A 16136-nucleotide genomic window follows, 5' to 3' on the forward strand; every position below is an offset into this window, starting at 1 on the left:
CGTAGCTGGGGTGTGGTGCTGTGTAGCTGCCAGGGGCTAGCATGAGGAGCATGGCTCAAGGACGGATCTCGGAACGGGACATCGCAGAAATTCGCGAACGCACTCCCATTGAGGAAGTGGTGGGGGAGTATGTCCAGTTGAAGCCCGCGGGATACGACTCCATGAAGGGGCTCAGCCCGTTCAAGGATGAGAAGACCCCGTCCTTCCATGTCCGCCCCAACAGGGGATACTTCCACTGCTTTTCCACCGGGGAGGGCGGTGATGTGTTCAGCTTCCTCATGAAGATGGAACACATCACCTTCCCGGAGGCCGTGGAGCAATGCGCCGAGCGGATCGGCTACCAGATCACCTACGAAGGCGGAACCCCTGGCCGACGTGAGGAGGCGGGAACGCGCCAGCGCTTGGTGGCGGCGAATAAAGCCGCGGCGGAGTACTACCAGCAGATGCTGCACTCTGACGAGCAGGGTGCCGACGTGGCCCGGGAATTTCTGCTCAACCGGGGTTTCACCATGGAGGATGCAGATCACTTCGGCTGCGGTTTTGCCCCGGCCGGGTGGGATAAGCTCACGAAGCACTTGCTGCAAAAGGGCTTTAATTTCAAGGAGCTGGAGGCGGCCGGGTTGTCCCGCATGGGCACCAAGGGGCCTATTGATCGCTTCCACCGCAGGCTGTTGTGGCCCATCCGTTCCGTGGCCAACGACGTCATCGGCTTCGGAGCCCGCAAGCTTTTTGACGATGACAAGCTAGGCAAGTACATCAACACCCCGGAAACCTTGCTGTACAAAAAGTCCAAGGTTCTGTTCGGCATTGATCACGCTAAGAAAGCCATCGCCTCCACGCACCAGGCCGTGGTTGTGGAGGGCTACACCGATGTGATGGCCATGCACGCCGCGGGTGTCACCACCGCAGTAGCGGCCTGTGGCACCGCGTTCGGTATTGAGCACCTGCAGATGCTGCGCCGCTTTATGTTGGACGATAAGTTCTTCCGCGGGGAAATTATCTACATCTTCGACGGCGACGAGGCCGGCCAGAAGGCTGCCATGCGTGCCTTCGATGGCAATCAGGAGTTCACCGGCCGAAGCTATGTGACCGTAGCCCCCGGCGGCCAGGACCCGTGTGACATCCGCATGGAGCGAGGGGACGCTGCCGTCCGGGAGCTGGTTGCCACCCGCATCCCCATGTTTGAGTTCGTGATTCGTACCCTCCTGCAGGGCTATGACACTGCCAGTGTGGACGGGCGTGTCCAGGCACTGCGACGCATCGTGCCGGTCCTCGCGGGCATCCGTGATGAGGCGTTACGCGATGAGTACGCGCGCCAGGCGTCGGGTTGGTTAGGGTGGGAAAATCCCTCCGAGGTCGTCGCACAGGTGCGGGAGGAAGCACGGAAGCCACAGCGTGACAAGCCCGCGTTCGAGCTGAAACGCGGAGCCGTGCAGCAAGTGGCGGATCAGGCTCGCGGCGCGTCACCGGAGCGCGGCCGTGGGGCGAATCTCCACGCGGTGGATTCCGACGACCTGATGGATCGCCCGGACCCAGCAGACGACATTCTGCACGGCCCGCGCGAGGTACTCAAGCTTGCGCTGCAGGAGCCACAACTGGCCGGGGAGATTTTTGATCTCATGCCGCCGGAGAGTTTTATTCACGCCACATATATCGCCATTGCCGAGGCGATGGAGAAAGCCGGCGGGGCGGCGAACGCGCAGCCCGGAGCTGCCTGGGTGGACCGGGTGGGTGGTCATGTGGATGACGCCATGGGCAAGGCCGTGGTGGCGGAGCTGACTGTGGAGGATATCCATTGCCCGGCCGAGCGGCTGCCGTTTTATGCCGACGCGATCATGTCTCACATGCAGGAGCGATGGGTGGGTAACGAGATCGCGGAGATGAAGGCGCAGATGCAGCGCATGCGGCCGGATTTGCAGCAGGAGGAGTATAAGGCCTTGTTTGCGGACCTCATGGCCTTGGAGAAGTACCGTCGTTCGCTGCAGGAGAGGGCAGCGGAGTACGGAGTGTTCGATATTAACGACGGGTCGGGTGGCTAGTCCCGTGTATACGATTGTATACGGTTCGGCTGGCTAGGCCGGTTAGGCTTGTTTAGCCTCGTAGCAACTACTTTTTGAACGGGTTGAAGGGTTTCTTCTTGTCCCCACCGGACGTGCGCGAGCCGTGGGTGAGGTCGTCCACACGATCGTTGGGGTGCGCCTCGTCGGACTCGACGATGCTGTAGCCCTCCCCGAGGGACTGGCGGGTGGAGGAATTAAGGTCGCGCACCTCATGCATCCGCGGTTCGGGATCCAGGCGGTTAGCGATGGCCTTCCGGCCGGCCCGCACGGCGGCTTTGGTGACGTCCGAGTTCACAGCGCTGTGGTATCCGCGGCGGATTTGCTCATAGCGGCGGCGGCCTGCCTTGGTACCCAATACATAGCCGGCTGCTGCGCCTACTACTAACTGGATCATCGGTTCTCCTTCGGGTTTTCGGGTCTAACCTACGAGCATACGTGACGGACGGGGATTTGCGCAGCGCGCGTCGGGACCATCGGCCACGTGGGCGCCGGGTAGCTGCTGTGCGGACACTGAGAGCCGATTTTTCGTGTACAACGGACTGTGGTTGAACACTTATTGAAAATGCGCATGGGGGCGTGGCGGTCGTGACCGTGACCCTGTGCGTTTTTCCGCGAAGAGACAACCCACAAAGAGATTCACCACGAAAGACTCATAAGGAGATTCATGGCTTCTGCACAAACCGTCAAGGGCGTTATCGCACGGGAAAAGAATGCACCGGTGGAAACGGTCAACGTTGTGGTTCCCGCGCCGGGCGATAATGACGTGATTGTGAAGATTCAGGCGTGTGGAGTATGCCACACGGATTTGGCATATCGCGATGGCGGCATTTCCGATAATTACCCTTTCCTTCTTGGCCATGAGGCCGCAGGAATTGTCGAAGAGGTAGGCGAGCAGGTCACCCATGTTGAGCCGGGTGACTTTGTGGTGCTGAACTGGCGTGCCGTGTGCGGCGAGTGCCGTGCCTGCAAGAAGGGCGAGCCGAAGTACTGCTTCGATACGCACAATGCCTCAAAGCCTATGACGTTGGAGGACGGCACCGAGCTAGAGGCGGCTCTGGGCATCGGGTCGTTTATCGAAAAGACGTTGGTGCATGAGGGTCAGTGCACCAAGGTGGATCCGGAGGCTGATCCCGCCGTCGCAGGCTTGCTGGGCTGTGGCGTGATGGCAGGTCTGGGCGCCGCGGTGAACACGGGTGAGGTGAAGCGCGGCGAGTCCATCGCCGTGATCGGCGTGGGAGGCGTGGGCATGAGCGCCGTTGCCGGTGCTGCGCTGGCTGGCGCTACGCCGATCATTGCCATTGATATATCCGACGCCAAGCTTGCCCGTGCGAAGGAAGAATTTGGAGCCACCCACACCATCAATTCCTCGGGGCTTTCTGACGAGGAATTGACGCAGAAGGTCCAGGACTTGACCGGCGGCTTTGGCGTGGATGTTGTGGTAGACGCCGTGGGGCGTCCGGAGACGTATAAGCAGGCGTTTTACCTTCGTGATCTTGCTGGACGTGTGGTGCTGGTGGGAGTTCCTACCCCAGAGATGAACCTGGAGCTGCCGTTGCTTGATGTCTTTGGCCGCGGAGGTTCCCTGAAGTCTTCCTGGTACGGAGACTGCTTGCCGGAGCGCGATTTCCCAATGTATGTGGATCTCTATCGTCAGGGCCGTTTCCCGCTGGACAAGTTTGTGGACGAGCGCATTGGGCTGGACCAGGTTGATGAGGCCTTCGAGACAATGAAGCAGGGCACGGTATTGCGAAGCGTGGTGGAGCTGTAATTATGGTACGTGATTTTCCACCGGTGACGAGCCCGGTTGTTGAACAGTTCGTGACCTCCGGCACGTTCCGCCTTGATGGTGGGGAGTGGGAGGTGGACAACAATGTCTACCTCATCGCCGATGAGGCATCTAATTCCGTGATCGTGATTGACCCAGCGCATGAGCCGGACACCATCACGGCGAAGGTAGGGGACCGGAGTGTGCGTGCGATTGTGCTCACGCATGCTCACAACGATCACTGCGATCTGGCTCCGGAGTTGGCGAAGCACTGGGGCGTAGATGTGTATCTTCACCCAGACGATGATGTGCTGTGGAAGGAATCCAACGGGGAGGCGCCGTATGTCCCCATTGATGTGGAGGATCCGCTATGGGCGCAGTGGTCGCTGATGCTCCACCACACGCCGGGGCACACGCCGGGTTGTGTGGTGATTGAGGTACTGGACGCGGACAATGCGGACGGTGAAGCCACGAACGTGCTGCTGTCCGGCGATACGCTGTTTAACGGCGGCCCTGGTGCCACTGGGCGTAAGTACTCCAGCTTCGAGACGATCATCGAGTCCTTGAAGAATGTGGTCTTTGAACTTCCGCACAGCATGACGGTGTTGCCGGGCCACGGTGATGCCACGACGATCGGTGCAGAGGCCGCACGGATCGATGAGTACATCGAGCGCGGTTACTAAGCTTCGTTTTTCAAGGCTGACCTGCTGATTTGTGTGTGCTGTGCTTGCGGTATAAAGTAGTCACCGTTGCAAGCGAGGGTAACACTTCGAGAGAAATTAAGACTCTCTGAGGGCGCCTGAGTAGTACACATTCCGCCATAGCTCAGTTGGCAGAGCATTCGACTGTTAATCGAAGGGTCACTGGTTCGAGCCCAGTTGGCGGAGCACGTTAAACCCCCACACCTCTACGGTGTGGGGGTTTATTTCTGTTCGGGGGAGGGATGGGGGTTGGGATATGGGGTTATGCGACAAAAAGTGTGTCCGCTGTCGGCGTGTCGCGGTCGTGTTGGGAGGCGCCCTGGCACAACCATAGGATTATTTCGCTCTTTCGAAATTCTGTCCTGGGGAAATGCGTAAGGACTGCGACAAACTCCTATGGTCGTGCCGGCGCTCGTACTGCCAGCATGGCCGAGAACGTCTCAGTCTGGGGTGATGAGAGATGAAGTATCTCGCCGGTCTTACAGTTCTAGGCCCTCGATGCCATGGGCTGTCACTGTCTCAGACAGGGGAACGCGGCCAGGTTCCGTCCGGAACATTGGACTGGACTCATCACCTCGGCCAAACGTCAACGCTGTGACTAGCTTGTAGTCCTCGTCCACACCAAGGAACTCACGGACTGTTGGCGCTAAGAGCGAGATCATCCCCTGCGGAATGCCATGGTAGCCGTGTGCCTCCAAGGACAGAAGAAAGTTCTCTGCGTACGTGCCCTGGTCAAAGGCTGCGCGGATGCGGTCACCCATCGGAGGGATGAACAACATTGCGGAATACGGTGCACCGAAGAAACGAAGGTTCTCCCGTAAAAACTCGGTGCGCCCTTCCTTGTCTTCGCGCGCGATGCCCTTTAACCCGTACACCTTGGCAGCCAACTCCTGGGAACGCCGAGGGTGTACACCCTGACCATAATCTGTGGTGAAGTCAGGATTGAGGCCGTTCGTATCGAACTCCTCGATCAGTGCGGCACTCAGATCGCGCAACCGCTGACCGCTTACCACATGGACATGCCATGGTTGGGTATTGGAGTTAGAGGGCGCAGACTGGGCGTCGAGCAAAATATTTTTCAGGACGTCGTTCGGGATGGGGTCAGGCAAGAACGCGCGAGGGGAATGGCGGTGTCGAATGAAGTCAGATGTACTCATGGCAGACACTCTACGCGTGGAGCTGAGGGGTATGCAGGGCGGACATCGCCCGCATGTGGCGACGTGTCCGTATGCGAACCGCCCTGGACGTCCGTAAGTCTGCTGAGCTCGCAATGTTCAGAGATTTCAATTTCTGACCAGTATGTGTTCGACTTTTCGCTGTATTCGCATGAGTGCTTAGGGGCGGCCGTGACCAAATATTACGTTTCTCATGTCGGCAGCATTCTCATGCTCTTGAGACGGCTTCCAATGATTATGTGAAAGTGGTTGAGAATGAGCTAGGGTCATGCCTTAAAATCTAGGTATAGTGCGTTATTTATTCGCCTTTGTAGATCTGAGTATGATGAATCTAACTGAGGAGCTTATTGCTAATGCCGTGAAGGATCCGCATATGAGTGGAAGCCATATTACGAATTCTTCATCTCTAATAGTCGCTGGTGAGATGAAGTGAAAAATGCGGGTCGTGAGGATGAGAGATATTATGAAAATTAACGGCGGAATGATCAGCGAAGCCTTGCTAACCTCAGTTTTGTCTTCTTCTGTTTTGGTGATGCCTAACCATTTCAAAATCACACTGAACCCTACCTTTCTTATCGATAGCACGGCCGCTATCCTTAACCTAATCACAAGAAGAACCGCTTCGCAGGGTTTTGCGTCAATCTGTCTGCTGTCTAGGGATTCTTGCTGGTGATGGTAATTGAATCGACTGTGAGGCTATGGCGAGGGGTCGCTTTCGGTGGCTCGTGTTCTCAAGGGGCTTTGCGCTGCATGACTAAGCTGTAGCGTCGTGGTGTCTGTCTGTGTTGTTTACCTGCGGTGATAGTTGCACGGCGATGTGTCCATGCATTTGTGATTGCGGTTTAGATGGCACGGCGCATGAGTCTCTTTGTCGGAACGTTCGTTCGGCGCATTCGGTGAGGTGGCTGGTGGTGCGTCGCCGATGGGTGATGGAAACATACGAGACTAAGGTGGTGGGGCCAGCGGGGCTCGAACCCGCGACCAGCGGATTATGAGTCCGCGGCTCTAACCGACTGAGCTATAGCCCCAGCGCTATACATTCAACCACACCTGACAGGGGATTCTGAATTGGGGCACCATCAGAACGCCCTTGGGGTCACTCTGGCCATTTTGACCAGTTCGGCCTCCTAGACCATGTTCAGGCCAGTGTGGGCATCGCTTGTCCCTTGGTGGCCCCTCGTTCGGCCCTTAGTAGAGCAAAAATGGCAAAACCGCCATCGACTGTAGGGGCAGGCACTTAAGATGTGAGCATGTCAACACCCACTGATTCTTCAACGATGATTGAGCTCACGGACGTGAACAAGCACTTCGGTGACTACCACGCTCTTCGAGACATCAATCTCAGCGTCCCCGCCGGACAAGTGGTCGTTATCCTCGGCCCGTCCGGCTCCGGTAAATCCACGCTGTGCCGCACCATCAACCGGCTCGAGACCATCGATTCAGGTGAGATCCGGATCGATGGTAAGACCCTGCCGGAAGAAGGCAAAGACCTCGCGAAGCTCCGCGCTGAAGTCGGCATGGTCTTCCAACAATTCAACCTCTTTAGCCATATGACCATCCGTGACAATGTCACGCTGGCTCCCATCAAGGTGCGCAAAACCTCCAAGGATGCCGCCCGGAAACGCGCCGAGGAGCTACTCGACCGCGTGGGGATCGCAGCCCAGGCCGATAAGTACCCTGCCCAGCTTTCCGGCGGTCAGCAGCAGCGCGTGGCAATTGCCCGCGCCCTGGCCATGGACCCGAAGGTGATGCTGTTTGACGAGCCCACCTCCGCCCTGGACCCAGAAATGATCAACGAGGTTTTGGACGTGATGACAGACCTCGCCAAAGGCGGCATGACCATGGTGGTGGTTACCCACGAAATGAGCTTCGCGCGCCGAGTGGCCGACCGCATTCTCTTCATGGCCGACGGTGCGATCATCGAGGACACGGATCCAGAGACCTTCTTCACCAACCCCGAGACCGATCGTGCGCAGGATTTCCTGGACAAGATCGTGAACCACTAGAACGCCACTGAGCATGAGGGAAGGAGGATACTGATGCTGACCATACGTAACGCACTGAAACGCACCGCCGCAGCGGTGATCGCAGCGACCACCGTGGTTACTCTGGCCGCGTGCGGATCAGGAGGGCCACGAGACCTGCTGGCTGATATTGAAGCAGGCCACGTGGTTCTCGGAACGAAATACGACCAACCCAACTTGGGCGAGCGCACCCCGGAGAAAAACTTCGAAGGGCTCGATACCGACGTCTCCCGTTATGTTGTGGAGTACATCGCCAAGAAACACGGCTGGTCAATCCCAGATATGGAATGGCGCGAAACACCATCCGCGCAGCGCGAAGCGTTGATTAACAATGGTGAAGTCAACATGATCGCCGCTACGTATTCCATCAACAAGGGCCGTCTGAAGGCCGTGGACTTTGGCGGACCCTACCTGGTCACGCACCAAGCGCTGTTGGTCCGTGAAGAATCCGGAATTGCCGGCTTGCAGGACATCGCACCCGGAACTCGCCTGTGCTCTGTGTCTGGTTCCACGCCAGCGCAGAAGGTGAAATCTGCGCTGCCGGAGGTGCAGCTCCAGGAGTTCGATACGTATGCCGCCTGCGCTGAGGGTCTGAAACAAGACGTGGTGGATGCCACGACTACCGACGCCACCATCTTGGCTGGCTTCGCGCAGCGTTACCAGGAACGTTTCGGTGAGAAATATAGCGTTGTTCAGTTGAAAAACGACGACGGCTCGTTCTGGACCGATGAGTACTACGGCATCGGCTTGCCGAAGGGTGATGGAACAGCCCGCAACGAAGTCAACGAAGCGTTGAATGACATGCACGATTCCGGCGCGTTCGCGAAGATCGTCGCCAAAAACCTGGGAGATAACGTTGACCTCGGTGGAAAGCCGAAGATTGGCGACCTCTCATTCGTCGATAAGAAATAGGAAGGAGGGACGCACCTATGAACCCCGAACTATGGTCCGAGATGAAGCCCGAATTGCTTCCCGCATTCTGGGTGACCATCAAGTTGACGTTTTATTCCGCCGTGGGATCGATGATTGTAGGCACGATCCTCACCGCGATGCGCGTGAGCCCCGTCGGCATTTTGCGCACCCTGTCAGCGTGGTACATCAACATTGTCCGTAATACGCCGCTGACGCTCATCATTCTGCTCGCCTCCATGGGCCTGTACTACAACCTGGGCCTGCTGTTGGCCGTCGAGAATGACACGTTCATTGAAAAGCAGAACTTCCGACTGGCGGTGCTCGCTTTTGTGGCCTACACCTCCTGCTTCGTCGCTGAATCTCTGCGCTCCGGAATCAACACCGTGCCGTTCGGCCAGGCAGAAGCCGCCCGATCGCTGGGCTTAAGTTTCTCCCAGAATTTCCGCCACGTGATTTTCCCTCAAGCTCTGCGCGGTGCGATCGTCCCCCTGGGAAATACGCTGATCGCGCTGACGAAGAACACCACCATCGCCTCCGTGATTGGTGTGGCCGAAGCATCCCTGTTGATGAAGGCTCTGACGGAGGACTACGCCAGCGACATTCTGGTGATCTTCGGAGTGATTGCTGTGGGCTTTATCATTCTGACCCTGCCCACAGGCTTGTTCTTCGGCTGGGCTGGTAAGCGATGGGCGGTGAAGCGATAATGTCTACACGCGCAACAGTGCTCTACGATACCCCCGGCCCGAAGGGGGAGCGGCTCAACAAGATATTCACGGTTGTCACGATCGTGGTGGTCCTCGGCATCCTGGCTCTGGTGGGCCTCAAGCTGAACAGCAAGGGCCAATTTGAGTCCGCTAAATGGTCCTTCTTTGCAGACAGTACTACCTGGACAACCTATATTCTTCCCGGCCTGTTCAGTACCATCGGTGCGGCAGTGGCCTCCATCATCCTGGCTATGGTGATTGGAACCTTGCTGGGTGTAGGACGCTTGTCTCCTTACCGTTTCGTGCGCACCGTCTGTGGAGTGATCGTGGAATTCTTCCGCTCCATCCCCGTGCTGGTGCTCATGCTGTTTGCCTACTCCGCCTTCTCTTCCCTCCAGTTGGTTCCGTCCAGCTGGCTGGGCTTCTCGGCCGTGGTTTTTGGCCTGACTATGTACAACGGCTCCGTCATTGCGGAAACCCTGCGTTCCGGTATCGAGTCCCTGCCCCGTGGGCAGCGTGAGGCGGCCATTGCGTTGGGTATGCGCCACCGCCAATCCATGTACCTGATTCTGCTGCCGCAGGCCGTGGCTGCCATGCTCCCGGCCATCATCTCCCAGATGGTGATCGCCCTAAAGGACTCCGCCCTGGGTTACATGATTGGTTTCGTGGAGGTCGTGCGCTCGGGCCGTCAGCTGGGTGAATACTACGGTGCGATGATCCCGGCACTGGTGCTAGTGGCCGTGATTATGATTCTGATCAACATGGGCCTGGCGTCGCTTGCCGAACGCATCGAGCGCCAGCTTCGTTCCGGCCGTGCGCGCCGCAACATTGTGGCCAAGGTTCCGCAGCAAAAGGAACAGGGGCTAGAAACGAAGGACAATGTGAACGTGGACTGGCACGCGGAAGGCCACAAGGACCTGCGCACCACGTTCGAATAGAGCACTAGTGCAGCTGCTCCCACAGGGAGTCATTGAAAGAATCCCAGCGCTCCTTCGCCCAGTCGCCGAAGTCCTCATCCGTGAGGACTACGGCGGCGGCGCCGCTGTCCGGATGCACCCACAGGAACGTTCCGGACTGGCCAAAATGGCCGCACACATCCTCCGGCATGGACGCGCCCAACCAATGAGGCGTTTTCTCCCCATGAACCTCAAAGCCCAAGCCCCAAGGGCATGGCTTCTGCATCCCATAGCCCGGAACCACACCGTCCAGATCTGGATACTGGACGGTGAACGCCTCCCGCAGCGTTGACGGAGACAGCAACCGAGGCTGGAGCACTTCCGCCGCGAATGTGCTCATATCTTCCAGGCTTGCACGGAATCCATGACCCGCCGAACCGCTAAAATCAATCGACATTCCCAACGGCATATTCAATGCTTCCGAGGCATAATCCTCAAAAGAAATACCCGTGGTGTCCGCGATGGTATCGGCCAACATGTCGTATCCCGCAGAAGAATATATCCGTCGCGTCTGCGCAGGTTTTTCAGGCGAACGCTCCCGAAAACCCACGCCGCTGGCGTGAGCCAACAGCTCGCGGACAGTAGGCGGCGACTTCCAATCCGCAGCCACCGAGCTAGGTACGGGGTCATCCAGTTCGAAGGCACCCTCCTCCACAGCTATCAACACCGCATAGGCGGTGAGCAGCTTACTCAACGAAGCCAGGCTGTACACCTGCGACGTATCACCCCAGGTCGTCACCTTCGGTGACGGCGACTCAGAACCCGTCGCCGACGAGCCATCAGGTACGGACGCCTCCACCACGGCCGCAGAAACACTCTCCACAGGCCAGCCGTCAAGGTCATGCAGGGCGGGGAAACGCGCGCTGGGCGTCGAATATGACAAAGGCATTACTTCGCCGCAATCAATTCATCAATCAGGTCCACCAGATCACCCAGCGTCTCCGCATCATGAATATCGGATTCCTCCACGCGCACCCCGAACGCATCCTCCACGCGCACGGCAATATCCACAATGGACAAAGAATCAATATTCAAATCCTCATGAATCCGAGCATCACGGGTAAGCTCCTGAGCCTCAATACCCGTCGCCTGATCCACAATCCGCACAACACCCGCATAAGTATCCTGCGAATCACCCTGGTCAGCCTGCTCAGCGTGCTGGGACGAAGAACCCAACGCAGCAGCCAACTTAGCCTTCGCATCTTGCGAGAGCGCACCTTCAGAAGAATTAGACACGTAAACCCCTTCTCAGAGTCCGAAATATGGTTGGATAAATCTATTGTGTCAATTCTAAGCCAAACCCGAGTAGGGCGATCCGCCCGCCAGCTATCCAAGCGATTCGTCCGGCGCCTGCGCAACCACAAACCAGACCTTCCCGGACTGCCCGATGTCGATCGCGAGCACCACATCGAATCCCGCGACGGGATAAAACTCAAGGTCAACGACCTCGGGCCCGAAGACGCATCCACCGTAATGCTCTTCGCCCACGGATTTACCCTCACCTCTAACTCCTGGTTCTTCCAAGCAAAATATCTGCGCACAGAGCACCCGGACGTTCGCCTGCTTCTGCCGGATCTTCGCGGCCACGGGGATAGCTCCGTGCTCATTAACAGTGGCGGCGGGCGACCCGAACCCGCGCAGCTTGGCGTGGCAGAGACGTCGAAAGACCTGCTGGAAATCCTCGATCATTTGGTGACCGCTGACAAAAACCTGGTGCTGGTGGGGCACTCCATGGGCGTGATGACCGTGCTCGGGGCACTGAGACTGATGCAACCGCAACTGCGATCGCGAGTGACCGGCGTGATCCTCATCAACGGAGCCATCGACCGCTTCGCCTCCGACGGCATCACCCAAATCCTGGATTCGCCGCCCGTGCGCGTGCTCAGGAAAATCGGGAAAACACTGCCCGCGCCGGCGCACCTGGCGAAAGACGGAATGGAATGGATCATCAAACCCGTCATCGCTGGATTCGTGTACCACGGTGCACTGGAGGAAGGCGACTCGGACAAGTTCGACATCGTGGACTTCCACGCCGACGAAATCGACAGTACCTCCATGGGAACCATCCTGGGATACCTGGACGACCTCGCCACACACGACGAGACCGCGGCCGCGCCACTGTTGGCAGGGATCCCCGGAGTGGTGATGGTCGGCGCATGCGACGACGTCACCCCAGCGGAACAAACTCGAAAGATTGGCGCGCTGTGGCCTGGGGCCGAAGTTGTGGAGTTCCCGGACTCTGGGCACATGCTGCCAGTTGAATGCCCCGAGGCCGTGAACGAGGCGATTGGGCGGGTGCTGGCGCAGAGTTCTTAGTGGAGGTTCGTGGGGTTTGTGGAGATGATCGACGAAGCTCGGGCGTGTTGTGGCGCGAAAACGGGAAAACATCAAGCAAGTTCGAGCATTTGGAGGTTCTCCAGCACGGTATCTGTGTTAGGTTTTCTGTAAGGAACGTTCTTCACGAACGGATCGTTGCTTAAGAAATAACGGACGACTTCTTCGAAAGGCTTAAACAAACAGTGGGACAACCACAGACAACTGGAACGCCAAAGGCCACGGCAACGGATGCTGACTGGGCTGCATTACTTTCCGTTTCTGCTGATGATGTGATCCAAGAGATCGGATGGGACGAGGATTGCGACTCCTCCATCAGCGAAGCACTGGAAGAAGTAACTGGTGAACCTTTGTTGGAAGAAGATACCGACGAAGTAGTGGACCTTGTGCTGTTGTGGTGGCGCTCTGAAGACGGAGACTTGGTCGATGGACTGGTAGACGCCATCCGCAATCTGGGAGAGGAAAGCCGAATCTGGTTGCTCACCCCGCCAGCCGGACGCGAGGGAGCTATCGAGCCAGGTGTGATTGCAGAATCCGCGCAATTGGCGGGGCTTGTGCAGACCAAGTCCGAGCGCCTGGGAGATTGGCAGGGCGCGTGCCTCGTCGGGCGAGGCTATAAACGCTAAAAACAACTCTCATACTGGGGATTTGTTGAGGGCATAGGGTGCCGTGCTATTGTTATCCACGCACCAAGCGCGCGCCTTTAGCTCAGCTGGAAGAGCAGCTGGTTTACACCCAGCAGGTCGGCGGTTCGAACCCGTCAGGGCGCACACAATGAAAACTCCGGATGCGGTGAGCATCCGGAGTTTTGCTGTTGGTGGGTCACTTGGATATTTCACTCACAAAATGTTCGACGAAAACGCCAGATTTGGCCCCAAATCTGGCGTTTTCGTCGAACAATTTGTAGGGGGTGTGCCTGTGGGCGGGGCACGGCCGGCCGCACAAGGCTGCTACATTAACACTGTGACTACTCAACCTCCCCGGCCAGAGAACTCCCGCTCCCAGCACGCCCCGGGAAGCCAGAGGACTCAGCACACCGAGCCGCATCGCAGAAAGCCTCAGCGCAGCAAGCCCCAGGGATGGAAGTCCTTCCTGTCGCCCGGGTGGGCACTGGCCCTCGTCCTAGTCATAGCGTTCAGCTACGTGGCCTTCACCACCCTCGCCCCGTGGCAACTGGGAAAAAACGAACGCAACTCCGCCAACAACCAGCGCCTGGAGCAAGCGTTCCACCAAGACCCGGTGCCTCTGACCAGCGTCATGAAGCCCGGCCAGGACCAGGTTCGCGAAGACGATGACTGGACACATGTGACCCTAGAGGGCAGCTATGTGCCTGGCCAGGACGTTATTCTGCGCAACCGTGCGGTCGATGGGGCGGTGGTGTTCCAGATTCTCACACCTTTTAAGCTCTCGGAAGCACCTGGATCCGCGCCCGAATCTAAGCCCGCATCCACGCCCACCGCCCCATCCACACCACACACCATCATGGTGAACCGTGGCTTCATCGCCCCCGGTGCCGGCGGAACCATTCCGGACATTCCTCCCAGTCCTGCCGGCCCCACGAACATCTCAGGATTCCTCAAACTGGATGAAGACCCTGGCGAGTCCTCGGTCGCCACCGCGGATGGCCACAAGGTTGTGAACACCATCAGCGCTTCCCTGAATGAACAGGCCACCGGCACGCAGTTGATCAAGGGCTATGTCCAAGCTGATGAGCAGTCCGTGGACAAAGGCCTGCGCCCCATCCCGCTTCCGCAGCTGACCTCGGGCCCCTACTTGTCCTATGGAATCCAGTGGATCGCCTTCGGCATCATTGCCCCCATTATCCTGGGCTGGTTCGTGTGGTCCGAGCTGAAAGAACGCCGCATGGAGCGTGAGGAGCGCGATGAGCTTCAGGCGTCGAAGGGAACTGTAGGGGAGGAGAAGCTGGCGTCGGATATTAAGGAAAAGGACGCGCAACCCGCACCGATAGTCGAAGATTCCGTGGAACAGAAAATGCGGGACCGCTACGGTAAATCGCGAAGTTCACGCGCCAATCGCAGGAACAACAACGGCGAGCGTTTTTAACTAACGCTGAAAGTACTCAGCAATTCCCGGCAGTGCGGCCTTTATTTCCTGGGCAACGCGGGCAAAGTCCGATTGATCGCCATAATAGGGATCCTCGGTTTCTGGAGCGTCCAGGGAATTGAGGTCTCCGGTCCAGGATTCGGGGTCGAACGCGCGGTACAGGAACACGCGTTTCGGGTCCACACCAGCGCGAATGAGCCCACGCGCATGGCCCTCGTCCATCGCCAGCAGCGCATCGGAACCCGCATAGTCTGCGCCGAATTGGCTGGCAACATGTTGCGTGCCATCGTGGCCTTCCGCGTCCAATTGCTTAATAGCGCGCGGATCCGCGCCGTCTCCCACGTGATAATTCGCCATGCCACAGGAATTAACGGTGATTCCCTCAATTCCATGCTCGGCTAGATAATCACGCAGCATGATTTCTCCCATGGGGGAGCGGCAAATGTTGCCCGTGCACACGACAGTAATGATTGTGTTGGTAGCCATGACTCCCAGTGTGCCTGAAACATGACCCAGTGTGCCTGAAAACAGCAGACAGCGTTCGAGTAGGCTGGTCGCAACACCGTAAAAAAGAACTAAAACCATTGTGGAGGGTCATAGCCGTGGTCACCGTTGCCGATGTTGTGTCTGTGCTGGAGGAAGCCTACCCGCCGCGACTGGCCGAAAGCTGGGACGCCGTAGGCCTGATTTGCGGCGACCCGAAAGAGCCCGCGGACAAGGTTGCCTTCGCTTTGGACTGCACAGATGCTGTCGTCGATGAGGCGATCGACGCCGAAGCGAACATGCTCGTCGTCCACCACCCCTTGCTGCTGCGCGGCGTGACGGCTGTCCCCGCTGATTCCCCGAAGGGCCGGATCATCCACAAGCTCATTCGCCACAAGATCGCGCTGTTCGCCGCGCACACGAACGCGGATTCCGCACGTCCTGGCGTGAACGATCGTCTGGCGGAGCTTTTGGGCGTAACTCCGGGGCCTGCGCTGCGTCCGATCGAGGGGGAGCGCAGCGCGTCGGGCGAAGATCTGGGGATTGGTCGCGTGGGCGAGCTGGATACGCCGATGACCTTGGCGGAGTTTGCCCGCCGGGTGGAGCAGCGCCTGCCGAAGACCCAGTGGGGTATTCGCGCCGCGGGCGATCCCGAGGCGATGATCCGCACCGTAGCCGTGGCTAGTGGTGCGGGCGATAGTTTCCTTCAGCAGGTCGCGGGGATGGACGTGGATTGTTTTGTGACGTCTGATCTGCGCCATCACCCGGTGGATGAGCACCTGCGCATGGGTGGTTGCCCCGTTATTGATACCGCTCACTGGGCCAGCGAGTTTCCCTGGTGTGAGCAGGCCGCGGACGTGGTCGCGAAGGGCACCGGCGCGCAGACGCGTGTGATTGACCTGTGCACCGATCCGTGGACCATTAACCAGCCGTAGCCGCTGAAGCGAACCCCAACCCC

At 58.3% G+C, this 16136-nt stretch carries 16 protein-coding genes and 3 tRNA genes; 13 read left to right on the top strand and 6 right to left on the bottom strand.

Going from position 1 to position 16136, the window contains the following annotated elements:
* The first annotated feature begins 41 nt into the window (after positions 1 to 41).
* Complete coding sequence (dnaG, locus tag IAU67_RS02950; protein WP_151843011.1) at positions 42 to 2039, top strand: DNA primase; 1998 nt, start codon at positions 42 to 44, stop codon at positions 2037 to 2039.
* Between the two features lie 67 nt (positions 2040 to 2106).
* On the opposite strand, the gene IAU67_RS02955 is transcribed toward dnaG, so the two are convergent.
* Positions 2107 to 2454, bottom strand: coding sequence for a hypothetical protein (locus IAU67_RS02955; protein ID WP_225723582.1), 348 nt, complete (start codon positions 2452 to 2454; stop codon positions 2107 to 2109).
* A gap of 270 nt (positions 2455 to 2724) precedes the next feature.
* Here IAU67_RS02955 and IAU67_RS02960 point away from each other — a divergent pair, with 270 nt between their 5' ends.
* The 3 genes from IAU67_RS02960 (at position 2725) to IAU67_RS02970 (ending at position 4712) form a co-directional block, all read left to right on the top strand.
* Entirely contained in the window at positions 2725 to 3828 is a 1104-nt protein-coding gene (locus IAU67_RS02960) for an S-(hydroxymethyl)mycothiol dehydrogenase (protein ID WP_151843012.1), read from the top strand.
* Between the two features lie 2 nt (positions 3829 to 3830).
* Positions 3831 to 4508, top strand: a complete 678-nt coding sequence (locus IAU67_RS02965) for an MBL fold metallo-hydrolase (RefSeq protein ID WP_151843013.1) — start codon at positions 3831 to 3833, stop codon at positions 4506 to 4508.
* Positions 4509 to 4639: 131 nt separating this feature from the next.
* A tRNA-Asn gene (locus IAU67_RS02970) sits at positions 4640 to 4712 on the top strand.
* A gap of 293 nt (positions 4713 to 5005) precedes the next feature.
* Here the strand turns inward: IAU67_RS02970 and IAU67_RS02975 are convergent.
* Positions 5006 to 5683, bottom strand: a complete 678-nt coding sequence (locus IAU67_RS02975) for a nitroreductase (RefSeq protein WP_151843014.1) — start codon at positions 5681 to 5683, stop codon at positions 5006 to 5008.
* A 969-nt stretch (positions 5684 to 6652) separates the two neighbouring features.
* Positions 6653 to 6729: transfer RNA gene (locus tag IAU67_RS02980), tRNA-Ile, on the bottom strand.
* Positions 6730 to 6978: 249 nt separating this feature from the next.
* Between IAU67_RS02980 and IAU67_RS02985 the strand changes: the two genes are divergently transcribed.
* Genes IAU67_RS02985 through IAU67_RS03000 form a run of 4 tightly spaced genes read left to right on the top strand, consistent with a single transcriptional unit; the run spans position 6979 to position 10279 of the window.
* Positions 6979 to 7707, top strand: coding sequence for an amino acid ABC transporter ATP-binding protein (locus IAU67_RS02985; RefSeq protein ID WP_151843171.1), 729 nt, complete (start codon positions 6979 to 6981; stop codon positions 7705 to 7707).
* Between the two features lie 33 nt (positions 7708 to 7740).
* A complete protein-coding gene (locus IAU67_RS02990) occupies positions 7741 to 8637 on the top strand; it encodes a transporter substrate-binding domain-containing protein (protein ID WP_151843015.1) in 897 nt (298 codons plus the stop codon).
* A 17-nt stretch (positions 8638 to 8654) separates the two neighbouring features.
* The gene (locus IAU67_RS02995; RefSeq protein ID WP_151843016.1) at positions 8655 to 9341 is read left to right on the top strand and encodes an amino acid ABC transporter permease; all 687 of its coding nucleotides are present in this window, start codon (positions 8655 to 8657) and stop codon (positions 9339 to 9341) included.
* A complete protein-coding gene (locus IAU67_RS03000; protein ID WP_151843017.1) occupies positions 9341 to 10279 on the top strand; it encodes an amino acid ABC transporter permease in 939 nt (312 codons plus the stop codon). The genes IAU67_RS02995 and IAU67_RS03000 overlap by 1 nt, the downstream gene beginning before the upstream one ends.
* A gap of 4 nt (positions 10280 to 10283) precedes the next feature.
* Here IAU67_RS03000 and IAU67_RS03005 read toward each other — a convergent pair whose 3' ends face one another.
* Positions 10284 to 11186 (bottom strand): serine hydrolase domain-containing protein, encoded by a 903-nt coding sequence (locus IAU67_RS03005; protein ID WP_151843018.1) that lies wholly within the window; start codon positions 11184 to 11186, stop codon positions 10284 to 10286.
* The gene (locus tag IAU67_RS03010) at positions 11186 to 11533 is read right to left on the bottom strand and encodes an acyl carrier protein (RefSeq protein WP_151843019.1); all 348 of its coding nucleotides are present in this window, start codon (positions 11531 to 11533) and stop codon (positions 11186 to 11188) included. Before IAU67_RS03010 ends, IAU67_RS03005 begins: the two co-directional genes overlap by 1 nt.
* Positions 11534 to 11578: 45 nt before the next feature.
* On the opposite strand from IAU67_RS03010, the gene IAU67_RS03015 reads away from it, so the two are divergent.
* The 4 genes from IAU67_RS03015 (at position 11579) to IAU67_RS03030 (ending at position 14695) form a co-directional block, all read left to right on the top strand.
* Positions 11579 to 12613 (top strand): alpha/beta fold hydrolase, encoded by a 1035-nt coding sequence (locus IAU67_RS03015; RefSeq protein ID WP_187767952.1) that lies wholly within the window; start codon positions 11579 to 11581, stop codon positions 12611 to 12613.
* A 203-nt stretch (positions 12614 to 12816) separates the two neighbouring features.
* Entirely contained in the window at positions 12817 to 13257 is a 441-nt protein-coding gene (locus IAU67_RS03020) for a DUF3052 domain-containing protein (protein ID WP_151843021.1), read from the top strand.
* 71 nt (positions 13258 to 13328) lie between these two features.
* Positions 13329 to 13401: transfer RNA gene (locus tag IAU67_RS03025), tRNA-Val, on the top strand.
* A 193-nt stretch (positions 13402 to 13594) separates the two neighbouring features.
* Complete coding sequence (locus tag IAU67_RS03030) at positions 13595 to 14695, top strand: SURF1 family protein (protein ID WP_187767953.1); 1101 nt, start codon at positions 13595 to 13597, stop codon at positions 14693 to 14695.
* On the opposite strand, the gene IAU67_RS03035 is transcribed toward IAU67_RS03030, so the two are convergent.
* Positions 14696 to 15181 (bottom strand): low molecular weight protein-tyrosine-phosphatase, encoded by a 486-nt coding sequence (locus IAU67_RS03035; RefSeq protein ID WP_151843023.1) that lies wholly within the window; start codon positions 15179 to 15181, stop codon positions 14696 to 14698.
* 116 nt (positions 15182 to 15297) lie between these two features.
* Between IAU67_RS03035 and IAU67_RS03040 the strand changes: the two genes are divergently transcribed.
* On the top strand, positions 15298 to 16113 hold the full coding sequence (locus IAU67_RS03040; RefSeq protein ID WP_151843024.1) for a Nif3-like dinuclear metal center hexameric protein: 816 nt from the start codon (positions 15298 to 15300) through the stop codon (positions 16111 to 16113).
* Positions 16114 to 16136: the final 23 nt, after the last annotated feature.

Source organism: Corynebacterium zhongnanshanii (genome assembly GCF_014490575.1).
Classification (GTDB): domain Bacteria; phylum Actinomycetota; class Actinomycetes; order Mycobacteriales; family Mycobacteriaceae; genus Corynebacterium; species Corynebacterium zhongnanshanii.

Excerpts from the sequence above, each read along its gene's own strand:
- dnaG (WP_151843011.1), top strand. The coding sequence starts at position 42 with ATGAGGAGCATGGCTCAAGGACGGATCTCGGAACGGGACATCGCAGAA.
- IAU67_RS02955 (WP_225723582.1), bottom strand. The coding sequence starts at position 2,454 with ATGATCCAGTTAGTAGTAGGCGCAGCAGCCGGCTATGTATTGGGTACC.
- IAU67_RS02960 (WP_151843012.1), top strand. The coding sequence starts at position 2,725 with ATGGCTTCTGCACAAACCGTCAAGGGCGTTATCGCACGGGAAAAGAAT.
- IAU67_RS02965 (WP_151843013.1), top strand. The coding sequence starts at position 3,831 with ATGGTACGTGATTTTCCACCGGTGACGAGCCCGGTTGTTGAACAGTTC.
- IAU67_RS02975 (WP_151843014.1), bottom strand. The coding sequence starts at position 5,683 with ATGAGTACATCTGACTTCATTCGACACCGCCATTCCCCTCGCGCGTTC.
- IAU67_RS02985 (WP_151843171.1), top strand. The coding sequence starts at position 6,979 with ATGATTGAGCTCACGGACGTGAACAAGCACTTCGGTGACTACCACGCT.
- IAU67_RS02990 (WP_151843015.1), top strand. The coding sequence starts at position 7,741 with ATGCTGACCATACGTAACGCACTGAAACGCACCGCCGCAGCGGTGATC.
- IAU67_RS02995 (WP_151843016.1), top strand. The coding sequence starts at position 8,655 with ATGAACCCCGAACTATGGTCCGAGATGAAGCCCGAATTGCTTCCCGCA.
- IAU67_RS03000 (WP_151843017.1), top strand. The coding sequence starts at position 9,341 with ATGTCTACACGCGCAACAGTGCTCTACGATACCCCCGGCCCGAAGGGG.
- IAU67_RS03005 (WP_151843018.1), bottom strand. The coding sequence starts at position 11,186 with ATGCCTTTGTCATATTCGACGCCCAGCGCGCGTTTCCCCGCCCTGCAT.
- IAU67_RS03035 (WP_151843023.1), bottom strand. The coding sequence starts at position 15,181 with ATGGCTACCAACACAATCATTACTGTCGTGTGCACGGGCAACATTTGC.